This window comes from Nitrobacter winogradskyi Nb-255, assembly GCF_000012725.1.
Classification (GTDB): Bacteria; Pseudomonadota; Alphaproteobacteria; order Rhizobiales; family Xanthobacteraceae; genus Nitrobacter; species Nitrobacter winogradskyi.
This window is the reverse complement of record NC_007406.1, coordinates 1-19,738: the sequence shown is the minus strand read 5'-3', so window position 1 is coordinate 19,738 and position 19,738 is coordinate 1. Positions and strand designations below refer to the sequence as shown.

17 protein-coding genes are annotated in these 19,738 nt (G+C 64.3%); 3 read left to right on the top strand and 14 right to left on the bottom strand.

Going from position 1 to position 19,738, the window contains the following annotated elements:
• Positions 1-18 precede the first annotated feature (18 nt).
• From lnt to tsaB, 8 genes are all read right to left on the bottom strand, one after another.
• Positions 19-1,620 (bottom strand): apolipoprotein N-acyltransferase, encoded by a 1,602-nt coding sequence (gene lnt / locus NWI_RS00100; RefSeq protein ID WP_049750602.1) that lies wholly within the window; start codon positions 1,618-1,620, stop codon positions 19-21.
• Between the two features lie 2 nt (positions 1,621-1,622).
• Entirely contained in the window at positions 1,623-2,750 is a 1,128-nt protein-coding gene (locus NWI_RS00095) for a hemolysin family protein (protein WP_011313356.1), read from the bottom strand.
• Positions 2,751-3,260, bottom strand: coding sequence for an rRNA maturation RNase YbeY (ybeY, locus tag NWI_RS00090; RefSeq protein ID WP_041345245.1), 510 nt, complete (start codon positions 3,258-3,260; stop codon positions 2,751-2,753).
• Between the two features lie 62 nt (positions 3,261-3,322).
• Positions 3,323-4,372, bottom strand: coding sequence for a PhoH family protein (locus NWI_RS00085; RefSeq protein WP_011313354.1), 1,050 nt, complete (start codon positions 4,370-4,372; stop codon positions 3,323-3,325).
• A gap of 4 nt (positions 4,373-4,376) precedes the next feature.
• Positions 4,377-5,810, bottom strand: a complete 1,434-nt coding sequence (miaB, locus tag NWI_RS00080; protein WP_011313353.1) for a tRNA (N6-isopentenyl adenosine(37)-C2)-methylthiotransferase MiaB — start codon at positions 5,808-5,810, stop codon at positions 4,377-4,379.
• Between the two features lie 19 nt (positions 5,811-5,829).
• Complete coding sequence (locus NWI_RS00075) at positions 5,830-6,273, bottom strand: Fur family transcriptional regulator (protein ID WP_041344617.1); 444 nt, start codon at positions 6,271-6,273, stop codon at positions 5,830-5,832.
• 147 nt (positions 6,274-6,420) lie between these two features.
• Entirely contained in the window at positions 6,421-6,903 is a 483-nt protein-coding gene (gene rimI / locus NWI_RS00070; RefSeq protein WP_011313351.1) for a ribosomal protein S18-alanine N-acetyltransferase, read from the bottom strand.
• A complete protein-coding gene (tsaB, locus tag NWI_RS00065) occupies positions 6,900-7,598 on the bottom strand; it encodes a tRNA (adenosine(37)-N6)-threonylcarbamoyltransferase complex dimerization subunit type 1 TsaB (RefSeq protein ID WP_011313350.1) in 699 nt (232 codons plus the stop codon). Before tsaB ends, rimI begins: the two co-directional genes overlap by 4 nt.
• Positions 7,599-7,902: 304 nt before the next feature.
• Here tsaB and NWI_RS00060 point away from each other — a divergent pair, with 304 nt between their 5' ends.
• Positions 7,903-9,084, top strand: a complete 1,182-nt coding sequence (locus NWI_RS00060) for a DUF2778 domain-containing protein (protein ID WP_041345241.1) — start codon at positions 7,903-7,905, stop codon at positions 9,082-9,084.
• On the opposite strand, the gene NWI_RS00055 is transcribed toward NWI_RS00060, so the two are convergent.
• Both NWI_RS00055 and NWI_RS00050 read right to left on the bottom strand, forming a co-directional pair.
• Positions 9,081-9,653 carry a NifU family protein gene (locus NWI_RS00055; protein ID WP_011313348.1) on the bottom strand — a complete coding sequence of 191 codons (573 nt, stop codon included), beginning with the start codon at positions 9,651-9,653 and terminating at the stop codon, positions 9,081-9,083. The two genes, NWI_RS00060 and NWI_RS00055, sit on opposite strands and share 4 nt — an antisense overlap.
• A 303-nt stretch (positions 9,654-9,956) precedes the next feature.
• On the bottom strand, positions 9,957-10,451 hold the full coding sequence (locus tag NWI_RS00050) for a universal stress protein (RefSeq protein ID WP_011313347.1): 495 nt from the start codon (positions 10,449-10,451) through the stop codon (positions 9,957-9,959).
• Between the two features lie 322 nt (positions 10,452-10,773).
• Between NWI_RS00050 and NWI_RS16560 the strand changes: the two genes are divergently transcribed.
• Positions 10,774-11,525, top strand: a protein-coding gene (locus NWI_RS16560) for an IS5 family transposase (RefSeq protein ID WP_430691791.1) whose coding sequence is annotated in 2 segments (ribosomal slippage) — positions 10,774-11,104 and positions 11,104-11,525 — 753 coding nt in all. Because the reading frame shifts where the segments join, the coding sequence is not laid out codon by codon here.
• Between the two features lie 344 nt (positions 11,526-11,869).
• On the top strand, positions 11,870-12,436 hold the full coding sequence (locus NWI_RS00035) for a PAN domain-containing protein (RefSeq protein WP_041344616.1): 567 nt from the start codon (positions 11,870-11,872) through the stop codon (positions 12,434-12,436).
• Between the two features lie 49 nt (positions 12,437-12,485).
• Here NWI_RS00035 and gyrB read toward each other — a convergent pair whose 3' ends face one another.
• The 4 genes from gyrB to dnaA form a co-directional block, all read right to left on the bottom strand.
• A complete protein-coding gene (gyrB, locus tag NWI_RS00030; RefSeq protein ID WP_011313343.1) occupies positions 12,486-14,927 on the bottom strand; it encodes a DNA topoisomerase (ATP-hydrolyzing) subunit B in 2,442 nt (813 codons plus the stop codon).
• A gap of 263 nt (positions 14,928-15,190) precedes the next feature.
• The gene (recF, locus tag NWI_RS00025) at positions 15,191-16,336 is read right to left on the bottom strand and encodes a DNA replication/repair protein RecF (protein ID WP_041344615.1); all 1,146 of its coding nucleotides are present in this window, start codon (positions 16,334-16,336) and stop codon (positions 15,191-15,193) included.
• A 73-nt stretch (positions 16,337-16,409) separates the two neighbouring features.
• Positions 16,410-17,528 carry a DNA polymerase III subunit beta gene (dnaN, locus tag NWI_RS00020; RefSeq protein ID WP_011313341.1) on the bottom strand — a complete coding sequence of 373 codons (1,119 nt, stop codon included), beginning with the start codon at positions 17,526-17,528 and terminating at the stop codon, positions 16,410-16,412.
• Positions 17,529-17,744: 216 nt separating this feature from the next.
• A complete protein-coding gene (gene dnaA, locus NWI_RS00015) occupies positions 17,745-19,172 on the bottom strand; it encodes a chromosomal replication initiator protein DnaA (protein WP_011313340.1) in 1,428 nt (475 codons plus the stop codon).
• Positions 19,173-19,738: the final 566 nt, after the last annotated feature.

The following is a 19,738-nucleotide window of genomic DNA, read 5'->3' as shown; positions in this document are numbered from 1 at the left end:
ATGACGTGCGCGTCGCGGCTAGTGCCCGCGACGCCGGCGAATCACCAGGACGAGCGCCATGGTCACCATGATTGCGGCGGGAATATCACCTGCGCGGGCGTAGGGCGTTGGCGTCATGTTGACGGGCAAGCGAGAGTCCAGAACGCTTTCCACGCCGAGATCGAGCCGTGCGACAATACGCCCTACGGGATCCGTAACTACGGAAATACCGGTGTTCGCCGCTCGCACGAGGGGCAGTCCCTGCTCGATGGCGCGCAGCCGCGCCTGCTGAAGATGCTGATGAGGCCCCGTGCTGATGCCGAACCAGCCGTCATTGGTGAGGTTGACGATCCAGCCCGGCCGACCGCCCCTGGTCTGCATCCCGTCCGGAAAGATCGCCTCGTAGCAGATCAGCGGGAGAACGCTCGGGGCGTTCGGAAGCTCGATGGTCCGCCGGCTCTTTCCGGGAATGAAACCGCCCTGGACCTTGGTGAGTTGAACGAAGCCGAGCTTTTCCATCAGTCCCTGAAACGGCAGGAATTCGCCAAACGGCACCAAATGGAGCTTGTCGTAGATCGACAGGATGCCGCCGTCATCGCCGATGACATAGATCGAGTTGAAAGCTCTGGTGATCCTGCCGTTCGGCGACGGGTCGGGAGCGCGCACCGAGCCGGTCATGAGGATCGTGCCTTTCGGCAGGAGATCGGCGATTTCCGCCATCGCGTCGGCTTCGCGGGTCAGAAAAAACGGGAAAGCCGATTCGGGCCAGATCAGGATGGTCGCGCCGCTGACGCCCGTTGAGTGCGGTCCGGTGGCCCGGTCCGACAGCGCCAGGTACTTCTGCATCACCGCCGCCTTGGCGGAATAGTTGAACCGCGCGTCCTGCGCCAGATTGGGCTGCATGATACGTAGTTTCACGTTGTCCGCGAATTCCGTCGGATGCCGCGATAGCCTGACTGAACCGTAGATGCTCATGGCGAGGAGCAGCATGAGCGCGGTGACCGGGACGAGCCACGGTCTGCGGCCGCGGCTCCCGCCGTCGATCAGCACCGCGGGGCTCGCGAAGATGGCGACGCCGATGAACGTCAAGCCCCACAATCCGATCAGCGAGGCGGTTTGCGCCAGCGCCAGCGGCTCCGTCAGCGCGTAGCCGAATGCATTCCACGGGAAGCCTGTCAGGACGTGTCCGCGCAGCCATTCACTGATCGTCAGCGCGGCGGCGAGCGCGAGAATGCGCGAGGCGTCCGTGGTCCAGATAAAGCGCGCGAGGGCGAAACCGAGCGCCGTAAAGAGCGCGAGATAGGCCGGCAGGCCAAGGACGGCGAACGGTATCAGCCATGCGAAGGTCTGCGCATCAACAAGGAAGGCGTTGCCGATCCAGTAGAGGCCGGGGACGAAATAGCCGAATCCGAACAGCCAGCCGGCAAGCGCTGCGGCCGGCACGCCGCGCAGACGGCCGGCGGAGCCGTCGATCAGCCAGGTTGCGACCGGAAAGGTGACGAACAGCAACGGCCAGGCGTTGAAGGGCTCCATGGCAAGCGATGAGGCTGCGCCGGAGGCAAGCGCAACGAAGGCGCGCTTCCATCCCCATGACAACGTGACGGCAACACCCGCCGTCCTGGCGCTGCCCGCGATGCTCAGGCTCACTGGGGGTCGCCTCCGTCGCCCGGCGATGAAGGAGAGGCCGGATCGCCCTGCGATTGCGAGGTTGCATCCGGCGCGTTCTCCCGGCGTCGGCCGTCGCGCGGCCGGACCGGGGGGCGCTCGGCGCGCAGGCCGATCCGCAGTCGCTTGACGCGGCGAGGATCAGCGTCGAGCACTTCGATCTCGAACGGTCCCGGCCCCAGAATGACCTCGCCACGCACCGGCAGGCGACCGACATAGGTGACGAGGAAGCCGCCGAGCGTGTCCACCTCTTCGCCCGCTTCGCCGGTCTCGAACGCCTCGCCGATCATGGCGCGGACGTCCTCGAGGCTGGCGCGGGCATCGGCAATGAAGGAGTTCTCGGTCTGGCGCACGATCGATGGCGGCTCGTCGCTATCGTGCTCGTCATCAATTTCGCCGACGACCTGCTCGACGATGTCCTCGATCGACACCAGCCCGTCGGTGCCGCCATATTCGTCGACGACGAGCGCCAGATGGATGCGGGAGGCCTGCATCTGCGCCAGCAGGTCGATCGCCGGCATCGACGGTGGCACGTAGAGCAGCTTGCGGGTAATGTCGGCCTCGCTCAGCGGCAGCGCCAGATCAATGGCCCGCAGGTCGAGACCGGCCGGTGGCGTCTTCTTTTTGCGTTTCGCCGTGGACGGCATCGCGGTGCGCGCCCGCTGGGCCATGAAGGCGAGAAGGTCGCGAATATGAACCATGCCTTCGGGATCGTCGAGGTTTTCGTGATAGACCACGAGGCGGGAATGCGCCGCGCTTTCGAACAGGTTGATCAATTCGCCGAGCGGAATATCGCGCTTGACCGCGACGATGTCGGCGCGGTGGACCATGACGTCCGCGATGCGTCGCTCGTGCAGGTTGAGGATATTGCGCAGCATGGTGCGCTCGACCGCGGTGAAGCTGGTCTCGTCCGGGGTTGAGGCGTCGAGCACGACCTGAAGGTCAGCCCGGACGGAGCCCGCCTTCCATCCGAACAGCGAGCGGATCGCGCGCATCAGCCAGCGCTCGGGGGCCGGGCGCAAAACCTCGCCATTGTGCACCGGCACCGGCAGGTTGCGGCTCTCCTGCGCCGGCGGGCTCTCGCTGGTCTGGTCCTCCGAAGGCACTCAGGTCATCCGTTCCGGGGGCGCATAGGGATCAGGGATTCCGAGCTGCGCCAGAATTTGACGTTCGAGACTTTCCATTTCCTCGGCTTCCCCGTCGGTCTCGTGGTCGTAACCGATCAGATGCAGGAAGCCGTGGACGGCAAGATGGCTGAGGTGATGATCGAAGGTCTTGCGTTCGTCACCGGCCTCGCGGCGCAGGGTTTCATAGGCGATCGCAATGTCCCCGAGCATACGCGGCGGATCGTCGGGCAGGCACGGACCGGTCGGCTGCAACGCCGGGAACGACAGGACATTGGTCGGCTTGTCGAGACCGCGCCAGTTGGCGTTGAGCGTGCGGATTCCGGCGTCATCGGTCAGCATGATCGCAAGCTCGGCATCGCCGGTGTCCTTATCGACCATCCCGGCGGCGGTGGCGATGGCGCGATGAATGACGGCCTCGGCACCCGCCTCTGCGCGCCAGCAATCGGCGACGACGAGAATTTCAGTCACGGGAGTAGCGGAGCGGATCATGATGTGTTTCTCGCCGCCGCGCCTTGCGCGGGCCGGCTGTTCCCTGCACGTAATGTTCGGCATCAAGGCTTGCCGGCTGCCGGCCGTGGCGGCAGCCCCTCATAGGCGGCGACGATCCGCGCCACCAGTTCATGACGGATCACGTCCTCGGCGATGAACGTCACCTGGGCCACGCCTTCGACCCCGTCGAGCAGCCGCGTCGCTTCCGTCAGTCCCGACGTCTGGCCGTTTGGCAGATCGACCTGCGAGGGATCGCCCGTGACGATCATACGGCTGTTTTCACCCAGCCGCGTCAGAAACATCTTCATCTGCATCGAGGTGGTGTTCTGCGCCTCGTCGAGGATGATCGCGGCGTTGGTCAAGGTGCGGCCACGCATGAACGCGAGCGGGGCGATCTCGATCTCGCCGCTTTGCAGCGCGCGCTCGACGATGCGGGAGTCCATCAGATCGTACAGCGCGTCATAGATCGGCCGCAGGTAAGGGTCCACTTTCTCGCGCAGGTCGCCCGGCAGGAAGCCGAGCCGCTCGCCCGCCTCGACCGCGGGACGCGTCAGGATAATGCGATCGACTTCCTTGCGCTCGAAGAGCTGGGTGGCCTGCGCCACCGCGAGCCAGGTCTTTCCGGTGCCGGCGGGGCCTATGCCGAACACCAGCTCATGGCGTTTCAACGCGCGGATGTAGAGATCCTGCGCGGCGGTGCGCGCCCGCACCGGACGCTTGCGCAGATTGATGGCTTCGAACCCTGAGCGCGGCGCCTTGACGTCGTCCTCGAACAGCGAGCCTTGCGCGATCGCGGCGCGAATCGCGCCCTCGACCTCGCCCTGCGAGAGATCATGGCCCTGCGCCGCCTGAGCGTAGAGCGTTTCCAGCACGCGTTTCCCCGCGTCGCAGCCGTCGCGCGATCCGGCGATGGTGATGTGATTGCCGCGCGAATCGACGACCACGCCGAGCCGGCGCTCAAGCTGCGAGAGATTCTGTCCGTAAGGGCCGACCAGCGCCGATACCGCGCGATTGTCCTCGAAATCGATGACGACCTGCGTTTCGGGCGGGCCCTGGATCTCGGGTTTCCGGCTGGGAGCAAGCGGAGGGGAATCCGATGCGCTCTTGGGCAAGGGGTCAGGCTCCGGCGGTCGTCTGGAACTGCGCGCCGCCCGTCGCGGCATGGTTCGAAGGTTCGCCGGACGTCGGCTTGGACGCCAGCGTTCCGAACAGGCTGTAGCGTTCCAGACTGGCGACGGTTACGGGCAGCACCTGTCCGATGATGGCGTCCGACGCTTCCACATGGGCGGGCTGAAGATAGGCCGTGCGGCCGACGATCTGGCCGGGCTTGCGTCCGGCGCGATCGAACAGCACGTCGATCGTCCTGCCCAGCGCGGTCCGGTTGAAGGCGGATTGCTGGCTGTCGATCAGGTTCTGAAGCTGCACCAATCGCTGGTCCATGTCGGCCGTTGACACCGTCTCCTGCATGTCCGCCGCCGGCGTTCCGGGTCGGGGCGAGTATTTGAACGAATAGGCGGCAGCGTATCCGATTTGGCCGACGAGCGCGAGGGTGGCGGCGAAATCTTCCTCGGTTTCGCCGGGGAAGCCGACGATGAAGTCCGAGGAGAACGCGATGTCGGGCCGGGCCTGACGAAACCGGTCGATCACCCGGCGGTAATCATCGGCGGTATGCCTGCGATTCATGGCGGCGAGGATGCGGTCTGATCCGGATTGCACCGGCAGGTGCACGAACGGCATCAGCGCGTCGAGATCGCGGTGGGCGTCGATCAGGGTGTCTTCGACGTCGCGCGGATGGCTGGTCGAGTAACGCAGCCGGACGATGCCTGGAATCCCGGCGAGACGATACAGCAGCTTGCCGAACGGCCAGGGCCGCCCGTCGGGACCCTCGCCGTGATAGGCGTTGACGTTCTGTCCGATGAGGGTGATCTCGCGAACGCCGTTGTCCGCCAGGCGCCGCACGTCTTCGACGACCTTCGCCACCGGCCGCGACGCCTCGGCGCCGCGGGTATAAGGCACGACGCAGAAGGTGCAGAATTTGTCGCAGCCTTCCTGCACCGTCACGAACGCCGAGATGCCACGGGAACGGATCGCCTGCCGCGACGGCTGCGGCAGGAAGCCGAACTTGTCCGCGACCGGAAACTCGGTCTCCAGCGCACGGCCACAGGTCTTTGCGCGCGCGAGCAGTTGCGGCAGATGATGATAGCTCTGCGGACCCACCACCACATCGACCATGGGCGCGCGCCTGATGATCTCCTCGCCTTCGGCCTGCGCGACGCAGCCGGCGACCACGATGTTCATGCCGCGGCCATCACGCGCCGCCTGATCCTTGGCTGCGCGCAGGCGGCCGAGCTCGGAATAGACCTTCTCGGACGCCTTCTCGCGAATGTGGCAGGTGTTGAGAATGACGAGGTCGGCGTCCTCGGCGCTGGTGGTCTCGACATATCCTTCGACCGCCAGCGTGTCCGCCATGCGCTGGGCGTCGTAGACGTTCATCTGGCAACCGTAGGATTTGATGTGCAGCTTGCGCGGCGGCATGCGGCTTTCCGGCATTTCGACAGGCACCCGCGACTTATTCGTCATCCATCGGCACGCAATAGAGTTCGAGCCGATGATCGACCAGCCGGTAGCCGAGCTTGCGCGCGACCTCGGCTTGCAGTTTCTCGATCTCATCCGAAGTGAATTCGATAACCTGGCCGTCGCGCAGGTTGATCAGATGATCGTGGTGGCTGTCGCGCATCGTCTCATAGCGCGCGCGGCCTTCGCGGAAATCGTGCCGCTCGATGATGCCGGCATCCTCGAACAGCTTCACCGTGCGATAGACCGTCGAGATCGAGATCTTGTCATCCACCCCGGCGCAGCGCCGGTAAAGCTCCTCGACGTCGGGATGATCGGACGCCTCCGCGAGCACGCGCGCGATAACCCGGCGCTGTTCGGTCATGCGCATTCCGGCGGCCGCGCAACGCGCCTCGATCGTGGTGGGCTTCTGCACAGGCGTCGATTTTAGGGCCATCATCTCTAGTGTCCGGTTCCGATGGCGCATGATCCGCTCATATGTGCGTAAGATAATGCGCGCGAACGATATAAGGAGTGCGACCGGACGAAAAAACCGATGCACCGTTGCCGGTGGTTCTCCCTGGCTCCTTTTGCCACTCCGCAGAGGTTACGACAAGTTGCGGCGCATCACCAATGCGTTCAGTTCCAGATCACCCGCCTCGCGATAGTAACGTTCGCGGCGTCCGACGACGGCGAAGCCGGCGCGTTCATAGAGACGCCGCGCCGGTTGATTATTTTCCTCCACCTCGAGAAATACCGTCCGCACGCCGCGCCCGGCGAGGTGGCCAAGGTGCGTGAGCAGCAGGTTGCGCGAAAACCCCTGGCCGCGATAGCCGGCGTCGATGGCGATCGACAGGATCTCGGCCTCGTCCGCGGCAATGCGGGAGACGGCAAAACCGATCACGTTCGATCGTAGCCGCAGACGCTGAACCAGCGTGTTGCGCTCGGCGATCATGGTCTCGAATTCGCTTTCACCCCAGCCGCGATGAAACGATGCGCCGTGAATCGCGGCAAGGCGCGCCGCGTCGTTCGGGCTCGCGGGCTCGACAATGGGAACGGCGCGTTCCCTCCCGGGGAACCATGTCATCATGATGCGGCCAGCGTCCGTGGTTTTAGCAGGGTGTCGCCGGTCGGCCTGGCGTCGGGCGCGCGCAGGTAATACGGGCGCGGAGGCGCCGCATCCGGGCTGACCGCCGCGCCAAGCCACGCCACCCAGACGATATCGGGCGCTGCCTGCTGATCGACCGCGACCGGGGGCGGGGCGTGCGCGGGCCAGCGATCGGCGAGAAGCCTCGCGGCATTTCCGACCAGATGCGGCGCGCCGAAGCGGGATGCCGCAAGCGCTTCCGCGACCGGCGCGACGCGCGGCTGGATCAGCGCGGCGCCGTCACCGCTCATGGCCTGAAAATAAACCTGATCATGCCGGGCATCGATGGCGGAGATCACCGGCGGCTTCCGATCCTCGCCGATCACCGGGGCCGCAAAGGCCGCGAGGGTGGTTACGCCGACCACCGGCTTGTCGGCGGCCAGCGCGATGCCGCGCGCGGCCGACAGCCCCACGCGCAGGCCGGTGAAGCTGCCGGGGCCGGTGGTCGCGGCGATGCGGTCCAGCGCCTTAAAGCCGATTCCCGCGGATTCGATGACCCTGGCGATCAGCGGCATCAGGGTTTCCGCGTGGCCGCGCTTCATCGGGAGCGTTTCCTGAGCGATCAGGCGGCCTTCGTCGGTGTCCAGTATGCCGGCGGCACAGGCATCGAGGGCGGTGTCGATCGCAAGGACGAGCATCGGACCAGACTAGCACCCTTGCCCGAGAATTACCTGCGGTTTGGATGCAGGAACCCGGGTTTTAGACACGAGATTGCCGCGATCGCGCGGTTTATCATGGGCCTGGGGTCCGACTCATATTTAATCCGCATTTAACTAAAAGTCGCCTTAATGGCGCTCAGCACTCTACCACAGCTTCGTGGGGAACTTTGGGGTTTAGCGAATCAGCCATGCGCAGTCTTGATCCGGACATGCCGGCGGCGTGCAGCATCTTGGTGCACCGCCCGCGGAGACCGGAAAGGCCGTGACTCTGGACGTGGGGCGAATGACGTACGTTACGGGCAGACGTTACTATGAGGCCGCGGCTCACTCCGCCGATCTGCCCCGCAAGGCGGTTCCTCAGAATATATTGGGTTTCGCCGGGCTCGCCTGCATCGGGCTAGCCTGCGCCTGGACGCTCTACACCCGTGTTTCCGGCGGATTTGAACCCGCAGAGCTGGTCACGGCCTCATTGCCGCCAGTTGTCTCGGGTCGTTCAGCGGAGCCTGTGCATCGCATCGCAGCCGCGTATGAGGCCCTGGAGGAGATCCCGGGCGTTCGCGCCCCACAGGCTATCGCCGGGGTCCGCGCGGCCAGGTTTCCTGTTTCCAAGGCTCCTGTCTCCAAGAACCGGGCAGCCAATGCCGGAGTAACCAAGGCCGGAGTAACCAAGGCCCGTGCCGAGGATCCCCAAGCGAGGGCCCGCACCGCGTTGCTGTACGGTCCGCGCCTGCTCGGTCCCCCGCCCGGCACCTTCGAGCCCGCGGCGGCCTCGCAGATCGCCGTCTCCTCTCTCGCCGAGGCTCCGCCGGAGATCCTGCCGCTTCCGCAGGCGTCGCAAATCTCCTCGATTGTTCCGATGCCGGCGCCGCGTCCCTCCGAACTGCGTCAGCTTCAGGCTGCCTCCGCCCCGTCCCGCAGCGAGATCGCACAGGCCAGCGCCGCTGTCGCGCCGGAGCCGAACAAACCGTCGATCTTCGAGAAACTGTTCGGCAGACCCGCGGCCGGCCTGAAACTGGCGTTCGCGGCGCCCGACGGCGGGGTGAGCAGCGACGGTGAGAGCCTGACCCTCGGGAGCATCCCGCAACATGAATCCACCGCCATTTATGACATTTCCGCGCGTACCGTCTACCTGCCGGACGGCACCAGGCTCGAAGCGCATTCCGGGCTTGGCAAAATGATGGACGATCCACGCTACGCCGACAGAAAGATGCGGGGCGTGACGCCGCCGCATATCTACGACCTGTCGTTGCGGGAACGTCCGTTCCACGGGGTGGAGGCGATCAGGCTGAAACCGATCGGCGGCGAGGACAAGATATACGGGCGCACTGGCCTGCTGGCGCACACTTATATGCTCGGGCCGAGCGGCGCCTCCAACGGCTGCGTGTCGTTCAAGAACTACGATGCATTCCTGCGCGCCTACAAGAGCGGCAAAATCAAGCGGCTGGTGGTCGTCGCCAAGCTCTAAACCGGCCGTACTTCGACGACCTCGGGCACGAAGTGTTTCAGCAGGTTCTGGATGCCGTTCCGCAAGGTCACCGTCGATGACGGGCACCCGGAGCACGCACCCTTCATGTTCACATAGACGATTCCGTCCCTGAAGCCGCGGAAGGTGATATCGCCACCGTCATCGGCGACCCCCGGCCGCACCCGCGTCTCGATCAGGTCCTTGATCAAGGTCACGGTCTCGGCATCCGCTTCATCGAAGAATTCGACGTCGCTGTCGGCGTTCGCTTCACTGCACCCTTCGCCGTCCGCCAACAGCGGCGCACCCGCCATATAGTGTTCCATGATGACGCCGAGGATGGCCGGCTTGAGATGCTGCCAGTCGCTGCCCTCGTCTTTCGTCACCGTGATGAAATCCGAGCCGTAGAATACGCCGGCGACGCCGTGCACGGCGAACAGCTTCACGGCGAGCGGCGAGCGGGCGGTGGTGCTGGCGCTGGTGAACTCCATCGTGCCCTTGCCGAGGACGGTGCGACCCGGAAGGAACTTCAAGGTGGCGGGATTGGGGGTAATTTCGGTCTGAATGAACATCGGTCTCTCCGTCGTCGCCGGTTCAAGGCCGGCGCGTAGGTTCCCCTAGCAGATAGCCATCGCAAAGGCACGGTCAAGGGCGTTGAAGCGAGGGCAGCCGAAGCCGCATCCTCAATTTTGATCGGATCGGGCGTGATCTTATCCGAAGCCGGTTCCCACCGCTCGGGATCATGCTCCATGGCGCTTTCGAGCGAAGCATGTCCTCGGGCTTGACCCGGGGATGGGATGCCGGTTCGCGTGAAGAAAACGCGCCAAAACAATAATCCAGCGCTTCGCTTCCTGATTCAGTCAGAAACGAACATGCTACGACAGCGCGTCGATCGCGTCATCCGTCAGGGTGCCCGGCACGATCGTCACCGGGATCGGAAAGTTCCCGGCGGTCTTGGCCAGCGTCGTGATGATCGGACCCGGACCTTCGGGACCACCGCTGGCGGCGAGCACCAGCATCGATATATCCAAATCCTTCTCGATGACATCCAGAATTTGTTCGAGCGGATCGCCCTCGCGAATGATCCGCTCCGGCGTGATCGCGGCGATCCCGTTGGCCCGGCCGGAGGCGCGGTCGAGCGCCGCATCCGCGCCTTCATAAGCCTCGGCGCGGATCACCTCGGCGATGCCGAGCCATTCCTGATTACGGTCTTCCGGCTCCACCACGCGCAACATCACGATGCCTCCGCCGACGCGGATGGCGCGGCGGCTCGCATAATAAACGGCACGATCCCATTCCGCGCTGTCATCGACCACGACCAGATATTTCGGCTTGTGACCGCTCTCGTAGCTTCGGCGTTGCGCGCTCATGCATGTCCCGGTGCTGAACCAGCCGCCGCCATGCTGCCACGGCAAAGGCTGCCCCGACAAGCAGCTTGCGGAAAAGCAATCAAAAGCAATCAAAAGCAATCAACTGGAACCGAAGTGGTGGAAGTGATGTGAGAGCCTTTTCTGACGAACCGGATACCCGGTTCGCCGCAAGAAAATGCGACCGGACAATCATTTCCAGAGCATGGTCCGATTCAACTTGATCGGATCATGCTCTAGGCCGGATCGACATTCAGGATTCCCAGGCGGTCTGATCGCTGATTCATAGGGTTCCGTGATTCTGACACGGAGCTGCACGATGGGGATCAAGCGGTATGAGCTGAGCGATCATCAGTGGGCGAAGATTGCACCGTTGCTGCCAGGCAAGGCCTCTGATCCGGGACGGACGGGATCGGATAATCGGTTGTTTGTGAACGGCTGCCTGTGGGTGCTGCGATCCGGCGCGCACTGGTGTGACCTGCCGGAGCGCTATGGTCGCTGGAAGACGGTGCATCGGCGGTTCAGCAGGTGGTGCCATGCCGGTGTGTGGGAACGGGTGTTCTCCACCCTGACAGCCGATCGCGACAACCAGTATCTGATGCTCGACTCAACCATCGTTCGAGCCCATCAGCAGGCGGCTACCGGAAAAGGGGGGCCAAGGATCAGGCGCTGGGGCGTTCCCGAGGTGGACTGACCACCAAGGTCCACATGCTCGCCGATGCGCTGGGCCGACCCTTGCGTTTCATCGTCACCGCCGGGCAGGTCGGAGACGTCACACAAGCCCCCGCGCTGCTCGAAGCCCAGGCCGGGGACGCCGTGCTGGCCGACAAGGCTTATGACAGCAACGCCTTGCGTGCACTCATCGCCGGCATGGGCGCCGAAGCGGTGATCCCCTCAAACAGGACGCGCAAAATCATCATCCCGCATGACGCCGGTCTCTACAAGCACCGCAACCGCATCGAGCGCTGCTTCAACCGTCTCAAGCACTTCCGCCGTTTCGCCACCCGCTACGACAGGCGAACCGTTCACTTCACGGGCTTCGTTCACCTGGCCGCAGCCCTGATCTGGCTGCCGTGAATGTCGATCCGGCCTAGAGCATTTCGCTTCTGATGGAATCAGAGCGGGGATCGATGATTTTATTTTGACGCGTTTTCTTCACGCGGGCGGCGGGTCACCAAGCTCAAGCCGCACGACGTGTTTGCTTGGAGCGCTACAGAGGAGGTTTGCATCACGAACTGCGGAGGAACGGCTGGCGATGACGCATCCGTTGCTTCGCAGGTTCGAAGCGATCGACTCCGCCGAATCGGGGTATCATCGGGTCAGCGGCTTGCGGTTGTTCATCCAACGTACATTGAGGGCGCGATTTAATGACTCCTATCCGCGCACGTCCTCGTTGGGGATGCGCTGCTTTACGGCAGGTGATGAAAGTCCATGCACTGAAGGTGGGCCTGGTTCTGCTGGCCGCGCTGTTGTGGAGCTCTGTTCCGGCGGTGCGTCCGGCCAGTGCTCAGGTCAATTTTGACCGGCCCGGCGCCGACTATCTGCGGGTGCCGCTGCGGTCGGGCGATCCGGTCGATTGCGGCCTGGCATGCGAACGCGACCGCCGTTGCCGCGCCTGGAGCTTCAGCTATCCGAATGAACGGTCGGAAACCGCGGTATGCTGGCTCAAGAACGCCGTGCCCCAGCGGATCGCGAATCGGTGCTGCGTGTCCGGTGTCCGCGGCGCGGGCGTGATCGAGCGACGGATAGGCCCGGTGGAAACCTCCACCGATCGCTCGGGCGGCGACTATCGCAATTTCGAGATCAGGAAAGACGAGAGAGCCGACGCCGATCAGGTTTGCAGGCATGCCTGCGATGCCGATAGCAAGTGCCGGGCCTGGACCTATGCGCGGCCGGGATACGCTGGCAAAGCCGCGCGATGTTTCCTGAAAAAGGAAATCAAGCCGCCGCATCGCAGACCCGGCTTCACCTCCGGCGTCATCCGATAGCTGTCGCGAGCGCTACCGCTTTTTTGAGGGAAGGTGAGGCGTCGCCGGCTCACACGTCCACATTGGCGCTGAGCGAGTTGTCCTGGATGAACTCGCGGCGCGGTTCGACCACATCGCCCATCAGCTTGGTGAAGATGTCATCGGCCTCGTCGACCTCCTTGATCTTCACTTGCAGCAGCGAACGCTCGCTGACGTCGAGCGTGGTCTCCCAGAGCTGGTCCGGGTTCATCTCGCCGAGGCCTTTGTAGCGTTGCAGCGCGACGCCTTTGCGCCCGGCGTCGGTCACCGCCTCGAACAGACTGACCGGACCATGGATCGCGGTTTCGGTATCCCTGCGCCGCAGGAGGCCGGGGCGCGGATAGGCTTCCTGCAGCCTGCCAGCGTATTCATCGAGCTTGCGCGCATCGGCCGAGCCGAGCAGCGCGTCGTCGATCATGGCGACGTCCTTGACGCCGCGCACGGTGCGCTCGAAGAAAAAGCCCTGACCCTCGACAAAGCGGCCGACCCAGCCGCGCTCGACCTCGTCGGCCAGCGCATCCAGTCGCCTGGCGATGTAATCGGCGGCGGCGGTTGCCGTCGCCAGATTTTCGGTGATCCTCGGATTCATCACGCCGGCGATCGCCGCCTGCTCGATCACGCCGCGGTTGTAGCGGCCATGCAGATTCTGCAGCACGTTCCGGATCACGCGGGCGTCATCCACCAGCGCCAGCAGGTCGCGGCCGCCGCGGTCTTCGCCCGTGGCGAGCTTGTACACGCAGTCGTCGAGCCCGGTTTCGATCAGGTAGTCTTCCAGCGCGCGCTCGTCCTTCAGGTATCGTTCGGACTTGCCGCGGGTCACCTTGTAGAGCGGCGGCTGCGCGATATAGAGATGGCCGGCCTCGATCAGCGCCGGCATCTGGCGGAAGAAGAAGGTCAGGAGCAGCGTGCGGATATGCGCGCCGTCGACGTCGGCGTCGGTCATCACGATGATCTTGTGATAGCGTAGCTTCGAGAGGTCGAAATCCTCGCGGCCGATTCCGGTGCCGAGCGCGGTGATCAGCGTGCCGATCTGCTCGGACGACAGCATTTTGTCGAAGCGCGCGCGCTCGACGTTCAGGATCTTGCCGCGGAGCGGCAGGACGGCCTGGAATTCACGGTTGCGGCCCTGCTTGGCGCTTCCGCCGGCCGAATCTCCCTCGACGATGAACAGTTCCGATTTCGCCGGATCGCGTTCCTGGCAGTCGGCGAGCTTGCCGGGGAGCGAGGCGACATCGAGCGCGCCCTTGCGCCGTGTCAGTTCGCGGGCCTTCCGCGCGGCCTCGCGCGCCGCCGCGGCCTCGACCACCTTGCCGACGATGAGCTTCGCCTCGGTCGGATGCTCCTCGAACCAGGCGGCGAGCGCCTCGTTGATGACGTTCTCGACCACGGGACGCACTTCCGACGACACCAGCTTGTCCTTGGTCTGCGACGAGAATTTCGGATCCGGCACTTTCACCGAAAGCACCGCGGTCAATCCCTCGCGGCAGTCGTCGCCGGTCAGCGCGATCCTCTCCTTCTTGGCCATGGCATCGGCATAGCCGTTGACCTGCCGGGTCAGGGCGCCGCGAAAGCCGGCGAGATGGGTGCCGCCGTCGCGCTGCGGAATGTTGTTGGTGAAGCACAGGACGTTCTCGTGGTAGCTGTCGTTCCACCACAGCGCGGCCTCGACGCTGATGCCGTTCATCTCGGCGCGGACCATGATCGGATCCGCCACCATCGCCTTCTTGTTGCGGTCGAGATACTTGACGAATTCGACCACGCCGCCTTCGTACATCATCTGCTCGCGCCGCTCGACGGCGTGGCGCATGTCCGAGAGCAGGATGTTGACCCCGGAGTTCAGGAACGCGAGTTCGCGCAGCCGATGCTCCAGCGTGGCGAAATCATACTCGATGTTGGTGAAGGTCTCGGTCGAGGCGAGAAAAGTGACTTCGGTGCCGCGCCTGCCGTTGGCGTCGCCGACGACCTTCAACGGCGCCAGCGCGTCGCCGTTGGCGAATTCGATCAGGTGTTCCTTGTCCCTGCGCCAGATGCGCAGGGTCAGCTTGCTGGAGAGCGCGTTGACGACGGAGACGCCGACGCCGTGCAGTCCGCCGGAGACCTTGTAGGAGTTCTGATCGAACTTTCCGCCGGCGTGCAGCTGCGTCATGATGACTTCAGCCGCCGAGACGCCTTCGCCCTTGTGGATGTCGACGGGAATGCCGCGGCCGTCGTCGCGCACCGTGACTGAATTGTCAGCGTTGAGAATGACCTCGACGGCGGTGGCGTGTCCCGCCAGCGCCTCGTCGATGGCGTTGTCGACCACTTCATAAACCATGTGGTGCAGGCCGGAGCCGTCATCGGTGTCGCCGATATACATGCCGGGCCGCTTGCGCACGGCGTCGAGGCCCTTGAGCACCCTGATCGATTCCGCGCCATATTCGATGGCCGCGACAGATTCGGTATCGGCAATTTGCTGCCGGGCAGGTTCGTTCATGAAAGGCCTTCAGAGGTGTCCCGGGACAGACGCGGTCGATGCGGCTGAGAAGTCTATTTCTGGCACGAAAGCGGCACCGCGACTAGCGCAAAGTTGTGCCACGTAAGATATTGAATAAATGGTATTTTTGTGGAGTTTTTCAAGGGCGGAAACAGGCGATTCGCGAAGCTTCCCACATCGCGATTCGCAACCATCGGAGCCGTCGCCTCGGGGACGAAAGCTGCGGGATTCTCCAGCTCCCGTCCCGAGCGGTTCCTATGGCATTACGTGGGCGGCTCGCGCGTGATCCGGCCGGAGTCCACCCTGAAGGTTTCGCTGCCGGCACTGAGGTTGGCGAAGGCGGCCGGGTCGGCGCCGCTCATCCAGACCTGGGCGCCGAGGCCGGCAAGCTCGCCGAACAACGCGCCGCGGCGGTCGGGATCGAGGTGAGCCACGACTTCATCGAGCAGCAGCAGCGGGATGATGCCCGTCATCTCGGCCACGAGGCGGGCGTGGGCCAGCACCAGGCCGATCAGGAGCGCCTTCTGCTCGCCTGTGGAGGCCTCCTTCGCCGGCATGTTCTTCGGCGCATAGATCACCTCCAGATCGGTGAGATGCGGGCCTTCGAGCGTGCGGCCGGCGGCGGCGTCGCGAGGGCGGCTGGCGCGCAGGATTTCGCGGTAGCGATCCTCCACCACAGTGGCCGGCTCGGTCAGCAGCGCGTTCTCCATCCAGCCGTCGAGGTGGATGCTTGCCGCGGGGAATGAGGAGCCCCCGCCGCGCGCCTCCAGCGCGGCCGTAAGGCGCGTCACGGTCTGCGCGCGCATCGCCGCGACCGCGACCGCAAGCTCGGCGGTTTTACGCTCAATGGCCTCGCACCAGAGATCGTCGTGGTGACGCATTTCCAGCAGGCGGTTGCGCGAGCGCAGGCTGCGCTCCAGCGCCGAGACGCGGCCGGAGTGTTCACTGTCGATCGCCAGCACCAGACGGTCGAGGAAACGCCGCCTGTCCGACGCCGGCCCGGTGAACAGGCCGTCCATCGAGGGCGTCAGCCAGACCATGCGCAGATGGTCGCCGAACGCGGCGGCCGATGCGACGGGCTCGCGGTCGATCCGGCAGCGCCGGCCGCTTGGAGCCGCTTCATTGCCCGGCGCGTCGATGCCGGTGCCGAGCGTCGCAAGGCCGAGCGCGCCTTGCATCTCGGCCGACACCGCCCAGGAGCCGTCTCCGGTGTTGTCCGCGATGTCGTCGCGTGTCGCGCGACGCAATCCGCGTCCCGGCGACAGCAGCGAAATGGCTTCGAGGCAATTGGTCTTGCCGGCACCGTTCGGTCCGACCAGCACGATCATGTTGCTGCGCGTCTCGAACGTCGCGGCGCGGTAGTTGCGGAAGTGGGTGAGGCTCAGGCGGCGAACGCGGGAGGGAATCATGACGCCGGGCAATATTTCCCTCTCCCGCAAGGGGAGAGAGCGAAATTGGAGACCTCGCGATCCGAGAGATTCCTCACACCCGCATCGGCATCAGGACGTAGAGCGCGCCCCTGGAATCCCTGTCGTGCACCAGCGTCGGCGATCCGGGATCGGCGAGCTTCAGCACCGCGGCTTCGCCCTCGATCTGCGCGGCGATATCCAGGAGATAGCGTGAATTGAATCCGATATCGAGTGCGTCGGAGGCGTATTCGACCTCAAGCTCCTCGGTGGCGCTGCCGGAATCGGGATTGGTCACGGACAGAACGAGCTTGCCCGCTGACAGCGCCAGCTTCACGGCGCGGCCGCGCTCGCTGGAAATCGTCGAGACGCGATCTACCGCGGCCTCGAAATCCTTCTTGTCGACGACCAGTTCCTTGTCGTTGTTCTGCGGGATCACGCGGCCGTAGTCCGGGAAGGTGCCGTCGATCAGCTTGGAGGTCAGCACGACGTTGCCGAGGGTGAAGCGGATCTTGCCTTGCGACAGTTCGATTCCGATCTCGGCCTCGCTATCCTCGATCAACCGCTGCACCTCGCCGACCGTCTTGCGCGGAATGATGACGCCGGGCATTCCCTCGGCGCCCTTCGGCAAAGCGAGATCGAGTTGCGCTAGGCGATGACCGTCGGTCGCGACGCCGCGCAGCGTCGCGTTGTTTGCGGTGCCCGCGCCGTGCAGGTAGATGCCATTGAGATAATAGCGGGTCTCTTCGGTCGAGATCGCGAACTGGGTACGATCGATCAGCCGCTTCAGGTCTGCCGCGGCCAATGTGAAAGAATGCGTCATCTCGCCGGCCGCGAGATCGGGGAAATCATTCTCCGGCAGCGTCTGCAGGGTGAAGCGGGAGCGCCCGGCGCGGATCGTCAGAACCGAGCGGTCGCCATCGCCTTCCAGCACGATCTGCGCGCCATCGGGCAGCTTGCGGATGATGTCGTAGAACATATGCGCTGGAACCGTGGTCGAGCCCACAGTGCCGGTTTCCGCCGCCAGCGTTTCCGTCACCTCCAGATCGAGATCGGTCGCCTTCAGCGACAGCTTGGCGTTCTCGGCGCGGACCAGCACGTTTCCCAGGATCGGAATCGTGTTCCGCCGTTCGACAACGCGATGGACGTGGCCGAGCGATTTCAGCAGTTGCGCGCGTTCGACGGTGACCTTCATTGCAAATCCGTCCGATCCAGGTTCAGGTCGTGTGCTGAAAATGCCGCGAGGACTCGCGGCGCCGAGACCTCGGAGTTCAAGCGATGCCTCGAAGCTCAAGGCTGATATCGCCTAAATCCGGCGGGGCCGTAAGGTGACGCGGAAGTGCTTCCTGCGCAAGCCCCTGTGGTTCGCCATGGTCCGGCTTTTTCCGGAAGGATTTTTCCCGCTCCGCGCCTATTCCTGCAACTGGCGTTTCAGCAGTTCGACCTCGTCGGAGAGCGTCGTGTCCTTCGACACCAGCGCCTCGATCTTGCGCACGGCGTGCAGCACGGTGGTGTGATCCCGGCCCCCGAACCGGCGGCCGATCTCGGGCAGGGAACGCAACGTCAGCGTTTTAGCCAGATACATCGCGACCTGCCGCGGCCTCACCACGTTGGCGGTGCGGCGCGAGGACAGAAGGTCCGAGCGGCTTACATTGTACTGCCGCGCAACGACCCGCTGGATGTCCTCGATCTTGATGCGCCGGGGTTCCTGCGGACGGACCAGGTCACGGACCTCGCGCTCGGCCATTTCCAGCGTGACCGGCTGGGCGTTGAGCTTGCTGTGCGCCAGAAGCCGGTTGATCGCGCCTTCGAGGTCGCGGCCGTTATGCGTGATCGCTTTCGCGAGGTAATCCAGGACCGGCTCCGGCACGTCGAAACTGGCGTGGTGGACTCGGGCGGCTTCAACCCGCGACCGCAGGATGCCGAGCCGAAGCTCCTCGCCGAGCGATCCCATTTCGACCACGAGCCCGCCGGCGAGTCTCGACCGCACGCGATCGTCGAGGCTTTCCAGATCGGACGGCGGCCGGTCGGCTGCAATGACCACCTGGCGGCCCGCATCGATCAGCGCATTCAAGGTGTGGCAGAACTCAGCCTGGGTCGATTTGCCTTGCAGGAACTGCAGGTCGTCGATGACCAGAACGTCGATGCCGCGGAGCGCTTCCTTGAAGGCGAGCGCCGTCTGCGTCTTCAGCGCGGCGACGAAGCCATACATGAACTTCTCCGCCGTCAGGTAGAGCACCCTGCGCTCCGTGCCTGCGTTTCCCGCCCATGTGACGGCTTGCAGCAGATGCGTTTTGCCAAGGCCCACGCCGGCGTGAATGTAGAGCGGGTTGAACATCACGCTGTCGCCGCGCCGGCCTTCGGCGACCTGCCGCGCCGCCGCGTGGGCCAGCGTATTGGAGCGGCCGGTGACGAAACTTTGAAACGTCAGCCTCGGGTCGAGAGGCGAGCCGCCGAGCGCGTCATGGTTGGCGGACGCCGGCGCGGTCGCAACCGTTTTCAACTCAACGCCGTTCCGGCCTTCGCTGCGTTCGGGGTGGCGCGCATCGGTCGCGGGCGCTTCCCGGACCGGCGCGGCGCAGCGCATGGCCGAACGCACGGTGAGATCGATCCGGTGAACGTCCGGTAATTCAGCTTGCCAGCAGGACAGCACGCGCTCGGCGTAGTGCGCCTGGATCCAGCTTTTCAGAAACCGGGTCGGGACCGACAGGCGAACGCTCTCGCCATGCACGCTTTCAAGATCCATTCTCGCAAACCAGCTTGAATAGATGTCCTCTCCCACGGTCGATCGCAATCGACCCTTCACCCGCGACCAGCGCTCCTGTTCCGTGTCTGACATGTCTTGTGACGACTTTTCTGGTTAAAGGTTGTTGCGATGCGACTGCTCTGTTGAAGATCAAGCGTTCGCCGTGATCCTTCCGTGCGCTCGTTCAGTCATGACCCATCGTTCGGCTGAGAACCGTAAGCGATTCGGAGGGCTGAAAACAAAGCGAAGAAGGGGTCAGCAGCGGCTCGATGATCCGGCCGCGGATTGCGTGACAGCGCGCAAGAATGTCGTCGTGCTCGGGAAAACGTCAGTGAGATAATTCCATGAATGAGTGTTGTTTTTGTTTGACATAAATCCCCTCCTCGCTGCGACGGACCGCGCCGAGATGTCCTCTCACATCAATTTCAATTCAGTCTGCAAATCCGACGCCGAAGCCCTCGGATCGCTACGCCCGCACTCTAACTCACCAGGTCAACAACCCACTAGGTCAACTCGCCCGCTCTCGTCGGGGAAGATGGGGGCATGGCCGAAGCGTGTCTCTCGCGGGCAACGTTTGAGGTCAACGTTGCAGACGAGAAATTTCGGCATGAAACATCCGCTCTCATGTTGCTATGAGTTGCCATTCGCCATCACATGGA

What these genes read in the sequence shown, in the direction of transcription:
- NWI_RS00055 (WP_011313348.1), bottom strand. Translation starts at nt 9,653, where the DNA reads ATGTTCATTCAGACCGAAATTACCCCCAATCCCGCCACCTTGAAGTTC.
- NWI_RS00075 (WP_041344617.1), bottom strand. Translation starts at nt 6,273, where the DNA reads ATGATGGCCCTAAAATCGACGCCTGTGCAGAAGCCCACCACGATCGAG.
- gyrB (WP_011313343.1), bottom strand. Translation starts at nt 14,927, where the DNA reads ATGAACGAACCTGCCCGGCAGCAAATTGCCGATACCGAATCTGTCGCG.
- ybeY (WP_041345245.1), bottom strand. Translation starts at nt 3,260, where the DNA reads ATGATCCGCTCCGCTACTCCCGTGACTGAAATTCTCGTCGTCGCCGAT.
- NWI_RS00035 (WP_041344616.1), top strand. Translation starts at nt 11,870, where the DNA reads ATGAAAGTCCATGCACTGAAGGTGGGCCTGGTTCTGCTGGCCGCGCTG.
- rimI (WP_011313351.1), bottom strand. Translation starts at nt 6,903, where the DNA reads ATGATGACATGGTTCCCCGGGAGGGAACGCGCCGTTCCCATTGTCGAG.
- tsaB (WP_011313350.1), bottom strand. Translation starts at nt 7,598, where the DNA reads ATGCTCGTCCTTGCGATCGACACCGCCCTCGATGCCTGTGCCGCCGGC.
- dnaA (WP_011313340.1), bottom strand. Translation starts at nt 19,172, where the DNA reads ATGTCAGACACGGAACAGGAGCGCTGGTCGCGGGTGAAGGGTCGATTG.
- NWI_RS00050 (WP_011313347.1), bottom strand. Translation starts at nt 10,451, where the DNA reads ATGAGCGCGCAACGCCGAAGCTACGAGAGCGGTCACAAGCCGAAATAT.
- dnaN (WP_011313341.1), bottom strand. Translation starts at nt 17,528, where the DNA reads ATGAAGGTCACCGTCGAACGCGCGCAACTGCTGAAATCGCTCGGCCAC.
- miaB (WP_011313353.1), bottom strand. Translation starts at nt 5,810, where the DNA reads ATGCCGGAAAGCCGCATGCCGCCGCGCAAGCTGCACATCAAATCCTAC.
- NWI_RS00060 (WP_041345241.1), top strand. Translation starts at nt 7,903, where the DNA reads ATGACGTACGTTACGGGCAGACGTTACTATGAGGCCGCGGCTCACTCC.
- recF (WP_041344615.1), bottom strand. Translation starts at nt 16,336, where the DNA reads ATGATTCCCTCCCGCGTTCGCCGCCTGAGCCTCACCCACTTCCGCAAC.